Consider the following 14,473-nt stretch of genomic DNA (forward strand, 5'->3'; position numbering starts at 1 on the left):
TTCCGGTACCTTGCGATGACTGCGCGGGGCCACTCCGCAAGCTGGCCGTGCCATGCGTGCGTTACATTGCGCGCCGCGAGTCACAGTGCCGGCGGCCGATTCCTTGTGCCTGAGCGTGACCGCGCGGCCGTCGCGGGCATGCCGTGCCCGCGACTGCCGGATGGGCAGTTGGGGCCTTTCGCGCCGGGCTGGCCGCGCTCAGATGACCTTGGCGGGGTTCATCAGGCCCTGCGGGTCCAGCGCCTGCTTGATCGCGCGCATCATGGCCAGTTCCACCTCGCTCTTGTAGAGGCGGTTCTCCTCGCGCTTGAGCTGGCCCAGGCCATGCTCGGCGGAGATCGAGCCGCCGTGCGAATGCACGCTGTCATGGACGATGCGGTTGACGGCGTCCTGGTTGCCCAGGAACGCGTCGTGGTCCTCGCCGGCCGGAGGCGACACGTTGTAGTGCACGTTGCCGTCGCCGAGGTGGCCGAAGGTCACCATGCGGGCGCCCGGGAACGACACCTGGAGCAGCGCGTCGGTGGTCTCGATGAAATCGGCCACGCGCGACACCGGCACGGCAATGTCATGCTTGATGTTCTTGCCTTCCTCGACCTGCGCGAGCGGAATGTGTTCGCGCAGGTTCCAGAAATCGCGCGACTGCTGCACGGATTCCGCCACCGCGGCGTCGGCGACGACGCCGGCATTGAAGGCGACCTGCATCAGTTTTTCGAAGATGGCGCGCGCATGGTCCTCGCCTTCGCTGTCGGAAAGCTCTATCAGCACGAGCTGCGGATGCACCTCGGCAAACGGGTAGCGCAGCTGCGGAAAATGCGTGGTGACGAGTTGCATGCTCATCGCCGACATCAGCTCGAAGCCCGTCAGCATGGCCCCTGCGTGGGACTGGGCGATGGCAAGCAGCGCCAGCGCCGCGCGCGGGCTTGCCACGGCGGCCAGCGCGGTGACGCTGGCACGCGGCAGCGGGAACAGCTTCATGACCGCGGCCGTGATGATGCCGAGCGTGCCTTCCGCGCCGATGAACAGGTCGCGCAGGTCATAGCCGGTGTTGTCCTTGCGCAGTCCGCGCAGGCCATGCCAGATCTCGCCACTGGGCGTCACGACTTCGAGCCCGAGGCATAGCTCGCGCGTATTGCCATAGCGCAGCACCGCGGTGCCGCCCGCATTCGTGGAGAGGTTGCCGCCGATGGTGCAGCTGCCCTCGGCCGCCAGGCTCAGCGGAAACAGCCGGCCATGTTCGTGCGCCACATCCTGCAGGTGTTGCAGGACCACCCCGGCATCCACCGTCACCGTGTTGTTGAGCGGGTCGACCTGCCGCACGCGGTTCAGCCGCTGCAGCGAAATCACCACGGAATCCATCGTGGCCGGCGTTGCGCCGCCGCACAGGCCGGTATTGCCGCCCTGCGGCACCACGGCGATCTGGTGCGCATGGCAGGCATGGACAGCGGCCGCCACTTCCTCGGTATTGCCCGGGCGCAGCACGGCGATGGCGTCGCCGGTGTAGCGCTTGCGCCAGTCCGTCAGGAAGGGCGCCTTGTCGGCGGCGTCGGTCAGCACATGCTGGGGACCGAGTGCGGCACGGCAGAGGTCAAGGAAGGAGTCGTGGTGCGGAGCAGGCATGTCGTGTCCTGGAATGCGGCTACTTGCCGGCGGTTCTGCCGGAGGGATCGGTCTTTGCCGCCCTGGCGCGGCGCTTGTACGGGCGCAGGTAAAAGACGGTGCTGAAGAAGTACAGCAGCGTCAGCGCGACCTCGATCCAGGCCAGCGTCGAAGACGGCGCGCGGTCGCTGGTGGCGCGCACGATGCCTTCGGTGAAGAACAGCAGGATCAGCATCGACGACCACTGCATGGTGTAGCGGTTGCGCGTCAGCACGCCGCGCAGCGGCAGCAGCAGGGGCAGGAACTTGATGACCAGCCACGACCCGCCGGGCCGCAGAGGTGCCAGGAACCATTCCCACGCAATGCACAGCACCATCAGCGCGACCAGGCTGCCCACGCTCAGGCGGTACAGCGCGGTGTTGTGCAGGGCGCTGTCGCTGCTGTTGCTGTCGGCCGGCGCGGCGGTCATGCGCGGTCTCCCGCCAGGCGCAACGCGGCTTCGGCCAGCCGCTTGCCCATGGCGATGGCCAGGGCGGCTTCGTCATCGGTGACCGGGCCGCGATTGTCGCCGTGCGCATGGTGGCTCGGGCCGTAGGGCGTGCCGCCGGCCGTGGTCGTCATCAGCGCCTTCTCGGAATAGGGCAGGCCCATGATCAGCATGCCGTGGTGGAGCAGCGGCAGCATCATCGACAGCAAGGTGGTTTCCTGGCCCCCATGCAGGCTGCCGGTGGCCGTGAATACGCAGGCCGGCTTGCCCGTGAGCGTGCCCGACAGCCACTGGGCGACCGTGCCATCGAGGAAGTACTTCATCGGCGCGGCCATGTTGCCGAAGCGCGTGGGGCTGCCGAGTGCCAGGCCGGCGCACTCCTCCAGGTCGCGCAGTTCGACATAGGGCGGTCCATCGCCCGGGATATCCGGCGCGGTGGCCTCGCATACGGTGGAGACTGGCGGCACCGTGCGCAGGCGCGCCTGCGCGCCGGGAACGCGGTCAATGCCGGTGGCGATGAGTTCTGCCAGCTTGCGGGTGCTGCCGTGGCGGCTGTAGTACAGGACGAGGATGTCGGTCATGGGGCGGGGTGGCGGGCCGTGCCGGGGAAGTTCGGCATGGGGCCCGGAACAATCCGCGTATTATAGTTGTGCCCCCGCCACCTCGGCGGGACCCGCCCGATCGCCATCATCACCACACAGGAGTCCCTCGCAGCATGTATGGAACCCGCGTCGCCCGCCTGCGCAGGGAATGGAATCTGCAGAAGCTGCGCGCGCTCGCGCGCTATGCGCTGCGCCGCGCGGGCGAAGGCCGCCTGCCCCAGGTCGCCGCCAGCCTGACCTTCACCACCTTCCTGTCGGTCGTGCCGGTGCTGACGGTGGCGTTCGCGCTGCTGGCCGCGTTCCCGGTATTCAGGGAGTTCCGCGCGGACATCGAGACCTTCCTGTTCCAGAACCTGATTCCCGGCAACGTCAGTGAATCGATCTCGCGCTACCTCGGCCAGTTTTCCAAGAGCGCACGCGGCCTGACGGCGATGGGCCTGGGCGGGCTGATGCTGACGTCGGTGCTGACCATGCTGACGGTGGAAGATGCGCTCAATGCGATCTGGCGCGTCAAGCAGCGCCGGCCATTGGCGCAGCGCGTGCTGGTGTTCTGGGCCGTGCTGACGTTCGGCCCGGTGCTGATCGGCGCCAGCCTGTCGATCAGTTCCTACCTGATCTCGGTCTCGGCGGGCTATGTCGGCAATATGCCGATCGGCCTGGGGCTGCTGGTCAGTGCGACTCCGGTCGTGCTGTCGGCGCTGGCGTTCGCGTTCCTCTATACCGCGGTGCCGAATGCGTATGTCGAGTGGCGCGACGCAATTGCCGCGGGACTGGTCGCGGCCATCGCATTCGAATTCGCCAAGCGCGGCTTCGGGTATTTCATCATGCATATCCCGACCTACACGGCGGTCTACGGGACCTTCGCGGCGCTGCCGATCTTCCTGCTGTGGATCTACCTGAGCTGGCTGGTGACGCTGCTGGGCGCCACCATTGCCGCCAACCTGCCGGTCGTGCGGCACGGGCACTGGCGCCGGCGCACGTTCGCCGGCAGCGAGTTCTTCGATGCATTGGGCGTGCTGTTGCTGCTGTACAAGGCGCGCGACGAGGTGCCGCGCAGCGTGGGGGAGCTGGACCTGGGGCGCAAGCTTCGTGTCGAAGCCGACTACCTTGCCGTGCTGCTCGGCAAGCTCAAGGCCATGCACCTGATCGGCAAGCTGCAGCAGGATCGCGGGCAGGCGCACTGGGCGCTGCTTTGTGATCCGTCGCAGGTGACGCTGCGGATGCTGTATGACCGGCTGGTGCTGAACCTGCCGCGCTTGCCGCGCACGGCGCTGGCGCAGCAGCTGCAGGGGGCGGAGTCGCTCAAATCGATCCTGATCAATCCGCAGCTGGACCAGCCGCTGGAGGTGGTGTTCCGGGAGCAGGGCGCCGCCGGTCCATCGGTGGCCGAGTCGACTGAACCGCCGAGGCCGGCGCTGGAGGTGGTGCCGCCGGGGCGCCGGGGATAGGCCAGGGTGGCTTCGGCGCGAGCCGCCGCAGCCAACTGGCTTCAGAACGGAATCCGCCCGCGCAGGATATCCGCATACATCACCCAATCTCCCATCAGGCTGTAGAGCGGATGGCGAAACGTGGCGGGCCGGTTCTTCTCGAACCCGAAATGCCCGACCCAGGCAAACGCATAGCCTGACACCACCGCACCAGCCAGCCACCACGCATTGCCCGTGATGACGCTCATCAGCAGGCAAATCAGCGCTACGGTCGAGCCGGCAAAATGCAGCCGCCGGCAGGTGCGGTCACGGTGTTCGCTCAGGTAGTACGGATAGAAAGCCGCGAAACTCTCGAATTCGCGCGCGTGGGCCCGGGTCATGGCTGTCTCCGAATCCTTGTAAGCCTGAGTGTAGCCCGCCGCGCGCAGCAGGTGCGGACGGCGCCGCGCGGGCCGTCCGCCGGTGCGGCCGCTCAGGGCGCCGCTACGACCTCGCGGGCAAAGCCGGACAGGGCATCGAGGACTTCGTCCGGCCGCTCGCCCATCATGGCGTGCCCGCATGGTACTGAAACCACGCTGGCATTGGCCATCTTCGCGGCCAGCGCCTGCGCGGCCCTGGGCGAAGTCATCATGTCCTTGCTGCCCGTGATGAAGAGCGCCGGGCAGGACATTGCCGCCGCGGCTTCCTCGCCATGCGCGTAGGTGTTGCAGGCGGTGAAGTCGTTATGGAAGACATGGACCGACGGGTTGTTGCGCGAGACGCGCTCCATCAGTCGCTGGCTTCCGCCCTGCATCCATGCGCCAGGCCCGGGGGATGACGGCTTGTTGGCCAGGCTCGAGTGTGACCACGCATTGACCATGGCGATGGCCTGGTCTTCACGGTTGAGCGCGGCGTCGAGCAGCGCGTCCGATACCTTCATCGGATAGGCCGTTGCGAGCATGGCGATGCCACGCACGGACTGCGCGTGGCGCGCCGCGCATTCGAGTGCGATCAGCGAGCCCATGCTGTGGCCGAATACGAGTGCCGGCGCGGTGACGCCGGCGGCGGCCACCAGCGCCATGACCCAGTCGGCCATCTCTTCGACGGTGGCCAGCGGCGCGCCCTTGCTGCGGTTGTGGCCGGGCAGGTCCACTGCCAGCACGGAAAAGCCGTGGTTGGCGAACCAGCGCGTCTGCAGTCCCCAGACGCTGTGGTCGTTCTGCGCGCCATGCACGAACACGGCGCAGGGCAGGGCGGGGTCGAACGGCTTGCCGCCGGTATAGGCGTAGGCCGGCTGGCCTGCGATCTTCAGTTCCATCAGGCTTGCCCTCCCTTGCCGCTCATGGCCTTTTCGGCGGACTTCAGCCCGCGCTTGAGGTCTTCGATCAGGTCGTCGGCGTCTTCCAGGCCGATCGACAGGCGGATCGTGCCTTCGGTGATGCCGGCCGACTGCAGCGCCGCGGCGTCCATGCGGAAGTGCGTGGTCGAGGCCGGGTGGATCACCAGCGAGCGGGCGTCGCCGACGTTGGCGAGGTGCGAGAACAGCGACAGGCTTTCGATGAAGCGCTTGCCGGCTTCGCGATTGCCCTTCAGGTTGAAACTGAACACGGCGCCACAGCCGCGCGGCAGCAGGCGCTTGGCGAGTTCGTAGTCGGGGTGCGATTCCAGTTCGGGGTAGGCGACGGACTCGACCATCGGGTTCGAGGCCAGGAACTGCACCACGCGCCGCGTGTTCTCGACATGGCGCGCCATGCGCAGCGGCAACGTTTCCACGCCTTGCAGCAGCTGCCACGCGGCCATCGGGTTCATGCAGGCGCCGAAATCTCGCAGGCCTTCGCGGCGCGCGCGCAGCAGGAACGGGGCGACCGTGCTCTCCTCGGTGAAGACCATGTTGTGGAAGCCTTCATACGGCTCCGACAGTTCCGGGAAGCGCCCCGAGGCCTCGAAATCGAACGTGCCGCCTTCCACCAGCACGCCGCCGATGGTGGTGCCGTGGCCGCCCAGGAACTTGGTGGCCGAATGGTAGAGCAGCCCCGCGCCGAGGTCGAACGGGCGCAGCAGGTAGGGCGTGGTGAAGGTGGAGTCGACCAGCAGCGGAATGCCATTGTCCTGGCCGAGCTGCGCCAGGGTCGGGATGTCGAGCACATCCAGGCCGGGGTTGCCCAGCGACTCGCCGAACAGCAGGCGCGTGTTCGGGCGGATCGCGGCACGCCACGCGTCGATGTCGCGCGGCCTGACGAATGTGGTCTCGATGCCGAAGCGGCGCAGCGTGTAGTGCAGCAGGTTGTGCGAGCCGCCGTACAGCGCGGTGGAGGCAACGATATGCGAGCCGGCGCCCATCAGCGTGGCCACGGCCAGGTGCAGCGCGGCCTGGCCCGAGGCGGTGGCGACGGCGCCCGCGCCGTTCTCCAGCGCGGCGATGCGTTCTTCCAGCACCGCCACGGTGGGGTTGGAAATGCGCGAGTACACGTGGCCGGCGCGTTCCATATTGAACAGCGAAGCCGCATGCTCGCTGTCCTTGAACACGAACGAGGTGGTCAGGTGAATGGGCGTGGCCCTGGCCCCGGTGGCGGGGTCGGGCGCGGCGCCGGCGTGCAGCGCCAGCGTGTCGAAACGGGTACCAGACATGATGATTCGGCCGAGAGTTGTCTCCGGGCTGCATCGTAGCATCGCCCGTGCGGGGATGGGTCATCCGCCCGGAAACCGGCCTGTGCTTTACTTATCCGGGCGATCTGGGCTAGCATCGGCGCACGGGCGCCCCCAGCCCGGACATCCCATGAACAGATAAAATCAGGCATTCGGCCCCGCTTGGGCGCCATGCCGCAGGCACCGGTAGCGGAGACATACATGAAAGTCAGCGACATCCTCCAGATCAAGGGCAATACGCTCTACACCGTGACGCCTGACACCGCCTTGCTGGTAGCCGTCCACACCATGGCCGAGCACGACATCGGCTCGCTGGTGGTGATGGAGTACGGCGACCTGGTCGGCATGCTGACCTTCCGCGAGATCATCGAGACACTGGCCAAGAACGGCGGCAGCGTCGGCACCACCAGCATCCGCAAGGTGATGGATGACGCGCCGCTCACCTGCACCATGGAGACCGACGTCAACGAGGTGCGCCGCATGATGCTGGAACGTCACACTCGCTACCTGCCGGTGCTCGACAACCGCACGCTGATGGGCGTGATTTCGTTCTACGACGTGGCCAAGGCGGTGGTGGAAGACCAGAGCTTCGAAAACAAGATGCTCAAGGCCTATATCCGCGACTGGCCCGAAGAACACGCAGACTGAGCACGCCCGGCCGGGCGTGCCCCGGCCAGGTGCAGTCCGGCCATGCGGTGATGGCATGATGGCGGCCGGAACGCCGCCCCGGCAGAATCCCGGGGCCAACCCATCCGGGCCCCAAGCCTGCCAACATGAGCCAAAACAGCCAGTTTCGACTGCTCGGCGCGCGCCGTTTCGCCCCGTTCTTCTGGACCCAGTTCCTGGGGGCGATGAATGACAACGTCTTCAAGGTCGCCTTCACCTCGCTGGTGACCTATCACACGGCGCTGTTCGAGGGCGTGGATGCCCGCAGCGCCGCATTCCTGATCTCGGCGATCTTCATCGCGCCGTTCGTGCTGTTTTCCGCGACCAGCGGGCAGATCGCCGACAAGATCGAAAAGTCGCGCCTGATCCGGCTGGTGAAGTCGCTCGAAATTGCCATCATGACGCTCGGCTGCGCCGGTTTCGCCTGGCACAGCGCCACGCTGCTCTATGCGGGCACCTTCCTGATGGGCCTGCATTCCACGCTGTTCGGGCCGGTCAAGTTCGCCTACCTGCCGCAGCACCTGGATGAATCCGAACTGGTCGGCGGCAACGGGCTGGTCGAGATGGGTACCTTTGTCGCCATCCTGCTTGGCACGCTGCTCGGCGGCGAGCTGGCCGGACTGGAACAGGGCGGCAAGCTGATCGGGCCGCTCTACGTCGGGGTGGCCTGCATCGGCCTTGCCGTGGCCGGACGCGTCGTGTCGCGCGGTGTGCCGGTGTCGCCGGCGCCGCAGCCCGACCTGCGCATCAACTGGAACCCGTTCACGGAGACCTGGCGCAACCTGATGCTCGCGCGCGAAAACCGCACGGTATTCCTGAGCCTGCTGGGCATTTCGTGGCTGTGGTTCCTGGGCGCGACCTTCCTGACCTCGTTCTTCAGCTTTGCCAAGGACGTGCTGGGCGGCGACCAGAACGTGGTGACCCTGCTGCTGGCGGTGTTCTCGGTGGGCATCGGCATCGGCTCGCTGCTGTGCGAGCGCCTGTCGGGCCGGCATGTCGAGATCGGCCTGGTGCCGTTCGGCTCGATCGGCATGACGGTGTTCGCGGTGGACCTGTACTTCGCCAGCCACGGGCAGGCAAGCGGCGCGCTGACCGGCATTGGCGGCTTCCTTGCCGAGCCGCGCCACTGGCGCGTGCTGGCCGACCTGCTGCTGCTGGCGATGTTCGGCGGCTTCTACAGCGTGCCGCTGTATGCGCTGATCCAGAGCCGCAGCGCGCCGACGCACCGCGCGCGCATCATTGCCGCCAACAACATCCTGAACAGCTTCTTCATGATCGGCGCATCGCTGCTGGGCGTGGCGCTGACCCAGGCCGGCTTCAGCATTCCCGAGCTGTTCCTGGTGGTGGGCCTGCTCAATGCGCTGGTGGCGATCTACATCTACTCGCTGGTGCCGGAGTTCCTGCTGCGCTTCGTGGCCTGGATTCTCGTGCACACGGTCTACCGGCTGCAACGCGTGAACGCCGAGCGCATTCCGGCCGACGGGCCGGCCGTGCTGGTCTGCAACCACGTCAGCTTTGCCGACGCCGTGGTGCTGATGGCCGCCAGCCCGCGCCCGGTGCGCTTCGTGATGGACCATCGCATCTTCAAGGTGCCGCTGATGTCGTGGTTCTTCCGCCAGGCCCGCGCGATTCCGATCGCGCCCGCGCACGAAGATCCCGCACTGCTGGTGAAGGCCTATGACGACGTGGCCGCGGCATTGCGGGACGGCGATCTGGTCTGCATCTTCCCCGAGGGCAAGATCACGGCCACCGGCGAGATCAGCGCGTTCAAGCAGGGCGTGCAGCAGATCATCCAGCGCACGCCGGTGACCGTGGTGCCGATGGCGCTGCGCGGGCTGTGGGGCAGCTTTTTCTCCCGCAAGGGCGGGGCGGCCATGACGCGGCCGTTCCGGCGCGGCATCCTGAACCGCCTGGAGCTGGTCGTGGGCGAGCCGGTAGCCCCGGAACTGGCCACGCCGGAAAGCCTGCAGCAGATGGTCACCGCCCTGCGCGGCGAATGGCGCTAGCCGGCGCCCCCGACAGTCCCGTCGCGATCACCGCCATGCTAACGCTCTACACCTTTGGCCCGGCCTTCGGCCTGCCCGACGCCAGCCCCTTCGTCACCAAGGCCGAAATGCTGCTCAAGCTGGCCGGGCTGCCTTACCAGACCCGGCGCGGCAGCCTGCGGCGCGCGCCCAAGGGCAAGCTGCCCTACCTGGACGACATGGGCCGCGTCGTGGCCGATTCCACGCTGATCCGCTGGCATATCGAGAAGACCTACCACATCGACTTCGATGCCGGCCTGACGCCCGCCGAATGCGGCATCGCCTGGGCGGCGGAAAAGCTGATGGAAGACAATCTGTACTGGGCCGTGGCGCGCGTACGCTGGCTCGACGAAGCCAACTTCGAGCGGGGCCCGGCGCAGTTCTTCCGCGGCGTGCCGGCACCGGTACGCGGGCTGGCGGAGCGGCTGGTGCGTCACAAGATTCGCCGTACCCTGTGGAACCAGGGGCTCGGGCGGCATAGCGAAGACGAACTGGTTGCCTTGGCCGCCAAGGGCGTGACGTCGATCGCCGACATCCTTGGCGACCGTCCGTACCTGATGGGCGAGCGCCCGTGCGGCGCCGATGCCACGCTGTTCGCATTCGCCGGCAGCCTGCTGTGCCCGCTGTTCGACACACCGATCCGCACCGCCGCGGAGGGGCATGCCAACCTGGTGGCCTACGTGGCACGCATGCGCGAGGAGTTCTATCCGGATTTCGATCCGCAGGCGGCGCAGCCGGGCGAGCTGTCGCGCCGCTGAGCGGCGGGCCTGGCGCAGAAGGGCGGGCATTGGCCTTACAATGTAGGCCGTCCCCAATTTCTGTGCGGTTTCCATCATGTCCGGCAATACCCTTGGCCTGCTCTTCACTGTCACCACGTTCGGCGAATCGCACGGGCCCGCCATCGGCGCGGTGGTGGATGGCTGCCCGCCGGGCATGGCGCTGACCGAAGCCGATATCCAGACCGATCTTGACCGCCGCAAGCCGGGCACGTCGCGGCACGTCACGCAGCGCAAGGAACCGGACCAGGTCGAGATCCTCTCGGGCGTGTTCGAAGGCAAGACCACCGGCACGCCGATCTGCCTGCTGATCCGCAATACCGACCAGCGCAGCAAGGACTACGGCAATATCGTCGAGACCTTCCGTCCCGGGCACGCTGACTACACCTACTGGCAGAAGTACGGCATCCGCGACTATCGCGGCGGCGGCCGCTCGTCGGCGCGCCTGACCGCGCCGGTGGTCGCGGCGGGCGCCGTGGCCAAGAAATGGCTGCGCGAACATTTCGGCACCGAGATCCGGGGCTATATGTCGCAACTGGGCGAGATCGAGGTGCCGTTCAGCGACTGGTCGCATGTACCGGAGAACCCGTTCTTCGCCGCCAATGCGGACATCGTGCCGGAACTGGAAACGTATATGGATGCGCTGCGCCGCGACGGCGATTCGGTCGGCGCGCGCATCGAGGTGGTCGCCAGCAATGTGCCGGTGGGCCTGGGCGAGCCGCTGTTCGACCGGCTCGACGCCGATATCGCGCATGCCATGATGGGCCTCAACGCGGTCAAGGGCGTGGAGATCGGCGCCGGCTTCGGCAGCGTGGCCCAGCGCGGCAGCGAGCATGGCGACGAACTCACCGCGCAGGGCTTCCGCAGCAATAACGCGGGCGGCATCCTGGGCGGCATTTCCACGGGCCAGGACATCACCGTGTCGCTGGCGATCAAGCCGACTTCCAGCATCCGCACGCCGCGCGAGTCCATCGACAAGTCCGGCAACGCGGCGACCGTCGAGACCTTCGGCCGCCACGACCCGTGCGTGGGCATCCGCGCGACGCCGATCGCCGAGGCGCTGCTGGCGCTGGTGCTGGTCGACCACGCGCTGCGCCACCGTGCCCAGTGCGGCGACGTCAAGGTGGACACGCCGCGCATTGCCGCGCAGGCACCCGGCCAGCCGGGCTGAGTTGGGCGCGGCGCCCGAGACCGTCACCGCCGTTCCGGCGCGGCCTGACTACGGCCGCTTCGGTCTCTTCTACCTCGGGTACTACGGCTACGTCGGCGTGATCTCGCCGTTCGTGAGCCTGTTTTTCGCGGCGCGCGGCTTTACTGCCGTGCAGATCGGCGTGCTGATGGCGTCGTTCCAGTTCAGCCGCATCCTCGGTCCCTATCTGTGGGGCTGGCTCTCGGACACGATGCACACGCGCGTGCGCATCCTGCGGCTGACGGCGGTCGGTGCCCTGGTGGCATTCCTGGCGCTGCCGGCCGTGGAGAGCTACGGCGGCATGATGGCGATGATGGTCGCCATCAGCCTCATCACCAGCGCGATGTCGCCGCTCGGCGATGCGCTGACCATTTCCACGCTGCGCCGCTACGGCGCCTTCGACCACCGCTACGGGCGCATCCGCATGTTCGGTTCGGTCGGCTTCATTGCCGCCGTGCTGGCGGGTGGGGCGCTGTTTCAGCAACTGGGCATGCAGGCCTTTCCATGGGCGGCCAGCACCATGCTGGCGATCCTGATGGCGATGGTGTTCGGCATGCACGATGCCCCCGACGAAGGGCCGCGCGTGCGCCCGCCGCCTGCGTTGCCCTTGTTGCGCCGGCCGGACGTGGCCTGGTTCTTTGCTTCCGCTTTCCTGATGATGTTCGCGCACGCGGCGCTGTACGTGTTCTATTCGCTCTACCTGGAGCGGCTGGGCTACAGCAAGTTCGCGATCGGCGTGATGTGGACCATCGGCGTGGTGGCGGAGATCGTGTTCTTTTACTTCCAGGGCCGGCTGTTCGCGCGCGTGCCGCTGGGGACGATCCTGGCCGGTACGTTCGTGCTGGCCGCGGTGCGTTTCGGCCTGACCGGCTACTTCCCTGAAGTCCTGTGGTTGATGGCCGCCGTGCAGGTGCTGCACGCAGCGACCTTTGCCGCCCACCACAGCGCCAGCCTCAAGCGCCTGCAGCACTGGTTCGCGGGGCCGCTACAGGGGCGGGGGCAGGCGCTGTACACGGGGATTTCCTACGGTGTGGGCGGCACGCTCGGCGGGCTGGTGATGGGCTGGACCTGGAAGGCGCTGGCACCCGCGCACACCTTCGGCCTGGCGGCGGCCGCCGCCGCCGCGGGCGCGGTCTGCGCCCTGATGAGCTTCCGCGGCCCGGCCGTGCCGGGCGCTGCTCAGGCCAGTTCGGCGGCCACGCGTTCGGCGATGGCCAGCGAGGAGGTCAGCCCCGGCGACTCGATGCCGAACAGGTGAACCAGTCCCGGCACGCCGTGCGTGGCGGGGCCGTCGATGCGGAAATCCGCGGCAACCTCATGCGGGCCGCTGATCTTGGGGCGGATGCCGGCATAGCCCGGCTGCAGCGCAGCGTCGGCCAGTCCTGGCCAGTAGCGGCGGACTTCCTCGTAGAAGCTGTCCGCATCGGCGGGGTCAACACTGTATTCAATGTCGTCGATCCAGCGCACGTTGGGGCCGAAGCGCGCCTGGCCGCCCATGTCCAGCGTCAGGTGCACGCCCAGCCCGGCCGCTTCGGGCACCGGATAGATCAGCCGCGAGAAAGGCGCGCGGCCCGCCAGCGTGAAATAGCAGCCCTTGGCGTAGTACTGCGGCGGGATATGGGCCTGCGGCATGCCATCGATGCGACGCGCCAGTTCCGGTGCGGTCAGGCCGGCCGCGTTGACGACCGTCCGGGCCAGCAGCGAGGTGCTGCCGCCGCCCTCGTTCCCGACTTCCAGTTCGATGCCCGTGGGCGTGATCGCACCGCGCAGGACCGGTGACTGCACCGCCAGCATCGCGCCGGCGTTTTCGGCATCGCCAAGCAGCGCCGTCATCAGGCCGTGGCTGTCAATGATGCCGGTGGACGGCGAGAGCAGGGCGGCGTGGCATTGCAATTGCGGCTCCAGCGCCTGGGCTTCGGCGCGCGTCAGGAAGCGCAGATCATGCACGCCATTGGCTGCCGCCTTGGCGCGGATGCCTTCCAGCGTGGCGACCTGCGCCTCGCTGGTGGCCACGATCAGCTTGCCACAGCGCTGGTGCGCGACATGGTGAGAGGCGCAGTATTCGTACAGCATTGCCTTGCCGCGCACGCACAGCCCGGCCTTGAGCGAGCCGGCCGGGTAATAGATCCCGGCATGGATGACTTCGCTGTTGCGCGCGCTTGTGATGGTGCCAAAGGCGTTCTCGGCCTCCAGGATGATGACTTCCCGTCCGTTCATCGCCAGTGCCCTGGCCACCGCCAGTCCGACGACACCCGCGCCGATCACCACGCAATCCACGTTGTCCATGCTCTTTCCTCTGTTCTGGTTGATGCTGTATCCGGTTGCCGGCTGGCCTCTTTCAGGCCAGAGGCAGGCCCAGCCGCTGCGCGGCGGCGTTCAGGTGACGAAGCGCGGCTTCCCGCGCCGCGGCCGGGCTGCCGCTGGCGATGGCTTCGACCAGTGCAATATGTTCTGTATCCGCGGTGTGCGCGGCGCCGCTTTCGGCCCGCAGCCGGGCCGTGTTTTCCCAGGCGCGCTGGCGCGCAGCCAGCATCTGCTGGCTGACGAAATCGGTCAGCCCGGTGAAGCAGGGGTTGTGTGCGGCCTGGGCGATGGCGTGGTGGAACGCGATATCGGCGGCCGCTGCGGCAGCGAAATTGCCGGCGTGATCCCGCATGGCGGCAAGCGCCTCGCGGATCTGCAGCAGGTCGGCTTCAGTACGGCGCGCCGCCGCCATTTCGGCGCAGGCGGTTTCCACCACCATGCGCAGTTCGAACAGCTGGGGCAGGCTGGGGCCGCCGTCCGGCGCACTCGCGACACGCCACGCCTGGCCGCCCGGCGTGTCGGACACGTAGGCGCCGGCGCCCTTGCGCGTCACCAGAATGCCGTCCGCCTTGAGCAGGGCGATGGCCTCGCGCACGATCGGGCGGCTGACGCCGAACGTGCCCGCGAGCGCCGACTCGGCTGGCAGCCGCGCGCCGGCGGAGAACCGGCCTGCGGCAATCTCTTCGCGCAGTGACTGGGCAATACGGTTGGCCAGCGAGGCCGGGCGAGGAAGGACGTCCGCCATGGGATTCAGGTGTCAGATGTCAGGCTGTCAGA

Annotated in this window: 14 protein-coding genes; 6 read left to right on the plus strand and 8 right to left on the minus strand. The window is 67.7% G+C overall.

All coding sequences use genetic code 11. The features are described from left to right. Positions 1–198: 198 nt before the first annotated feature. From KHO22_RS26975 to wrbA, 3 genes are read right to left on the minus strand one after another with little or no spacing between them, the layout of a single operon-like run. Positions 199–1,617, minus strand: a complete 1,419-nt coding sequence (locus KHO22_RS26975; protein WP_211950240.1) for an FAD-binding oxidoreductase — start codon at positions 1,615–1,617, stop codon at positions 199–201. A 19-nt stretch (positions 1,618–1,636) separates the two neighbouring features. Further along, complete coding sequence (locus KHO22_RS26980) at positions 1,637–2,065, minus strand: DUF2069 domain-containing protein (protein WP_211950241.1); 429 nt, start codon at positions 2,063–2,065, stop codon at positions 1,637–1,639. Continuing rightward, positions 2,062–2,664: an NAD(P)H:quinone oxidoreductase gene (gene wrbA, locus KHO22_RS26985; RefSeq protein WP_211950242.1), complete on the minus strand. Its 603-nt coding sequence runs from the start codon at positions 2,662–2,664 to the stop codon at positions 2,062–2,064. The genes KHO22_RS26980 and wrbA overlap by 4 nt, the downstream gene beginning before the upstream one ends. A 134-nt stretch (positions 2,665–2,798) precedes the next feature. Here wrbA and KHO22_RS26990 point away from each other — a divergent pair, with 134 nt between their 5' ends. Further along, a complete protein-coding gene (locus KHO22_RS26990) occupies positions 2,799–4,133 on the plus strand; it encodes a YihY family inner membrane protein (protein WP_211950243.1) in 1,335 nt (444 codons plus the stop codon). Between the two features lie 41 nt (positions 4,134–4,174). Here the strand turns inward: KHO22_RS26990 and KHO22_RS26995 are convergent, their stop codons facing one another. From KHO22_RS26995 to KHO22_RS27005, 3 genes are all read right to left on the minus strand, one after another. Beyond that, entirely contained in the window at positions 4,175–4,492 is a 318-nt protein-coding gene (locus KHO22_RS26995; RefSeq protein ID WP_211950244.1) for an Mpo1-like protein, read from the minus strand. A 92-nt stretch (positions 4,493–4,584) separates the two neighbouring features. Continuing rightward, positions 4,585–5,409 (minus strand): alpha/beta fold hydrolase, encoded by an 825-nt coding sequence (locus tag KHO22_RS27000; RefSeq protein ID WP_211950245.1) that lies wholly within the window; start codon positions 5,407–5,409, stop codon positions 4,585–4,587. Next, entirely contained in the window at positions 5,409–6,719 is a 1,311-nt protein-coding gene (locus KHO22_RS27005) for an O-acetylhomoserine aminocarboxypropyltransferase (RefSeq protein ID WP_211950246.1), read from the minus strand. The genes KHO22_RS27000 and KHO22_RS27005 overlap by 1 nt, the downstream gene beginning before the upstream one ends. Positions 6,720–6,938: 219 nt before the next feature. On the opposite strand from KHO22_RS27005, the gene KHO22_RS27010 reads away from it, so the two are divergent. From KHO22_RS27010 to KHO22_RS27030, 5 genes are all read left to right on the plus strand, one after another. Further along, positions 6,939–7,385 (plus strand): CBS domain-containing protein, encoded by a 447-nt coding sequence (locus KHO22_RS27010; protein WP_211950247.1) that lies wholly within the window; start codon positions 6,939–6,941, stop codon positions 7,383–7,385. Positions 7,386–7,510: 125 nt separating this feature from the next. Next, complete coding sequence (locus tag KHO22_RS27015) at positions 7,511–9,409, plus strand: MFS transporter (RefSeq protein ID WP_211950248.1); 1,899 nt, start codon at positions 7,511–7,513, stop codon at positions 9,407–9,409. Positions 9,410–9,444: 35 nt separating this feature from the next. Next, complete coding sequence (locus KHO22_RS27020; RefSeq protein ID WP_211950249.1) at positions 9,445–10,185, plus strand: glutathione S-transferase C-terminal domain-containing protein; 741 nt, start codon at positions 9,445–9,447, stop codon at positions 10,183–10,185. 76 nt (positions 10,186–10,261) lie between these two features. Further along, entirely contained in the window at positions 10,262–11,374 is a 1,113-nt protein-coding gene (aroC, locus tag KHO22_RS27025; protein WP_211950250.1) for a chorismate synthase, read from the plus strand. Position 11,375: 1 nt separating this feature from the next. Beyond that, positions 11,376–12,650, plus strand: a complete 1,275-nt coding sequence (locus KHO22_RS27030) for an MFS transporter (protein WP_211950297.1) — start codon at positions 11,376–11,378, stop codon at positions 12,648–12,650. On the opposite strand, the gene KHO22_RS27035 is transcribed toward KHO22_RS27030, so the two are convergent. Together KHO22_RS27035 and KHO22_RS27040 are read right to left on the minus strand one after the other, a co-directional pair. Next, positions 12,572–13,678, minus strand: a complete 1,107-nt coding sequence (locus KHO22_RS27035; protein WP_211950251.1) for an NAD(P)/FAD-dependent oxidoreductase — start codon at positions 13,676–13,678, stop codon at positions 12,572–12,574. The genes KHO22_RS27030 and KHO22_RS27035 overlap by 79 nt on opposite strands. A 52-nt stretch (positions 13,679–13,730) precedes the next feature. Continuing rightward, on the minus strand, positions 13,731–14,441 hold the full coding sequence (locus KHO22_RS27040) for a FadR/GntR family transcriptional regulator (protein WP_211950252.1): 711 nt from the start codon (positions 14,439–14,441) through the stop codon (positions 13,731–13,733). Between the last annotated feature and the right edge of the window lie 32 nt (positions 14,442–14,473).

The organism is Cupriavidus yeoncheonensis (assembly GCF_905397275.1).
Classification (GTDB): domain Bacteria; phylum Pseudomonadota; class Gammaproteobacteria; order Burkholderiales; family Burkholderiaceae; genus Cupriavidus; species Cupriavidus yeoncheonensis.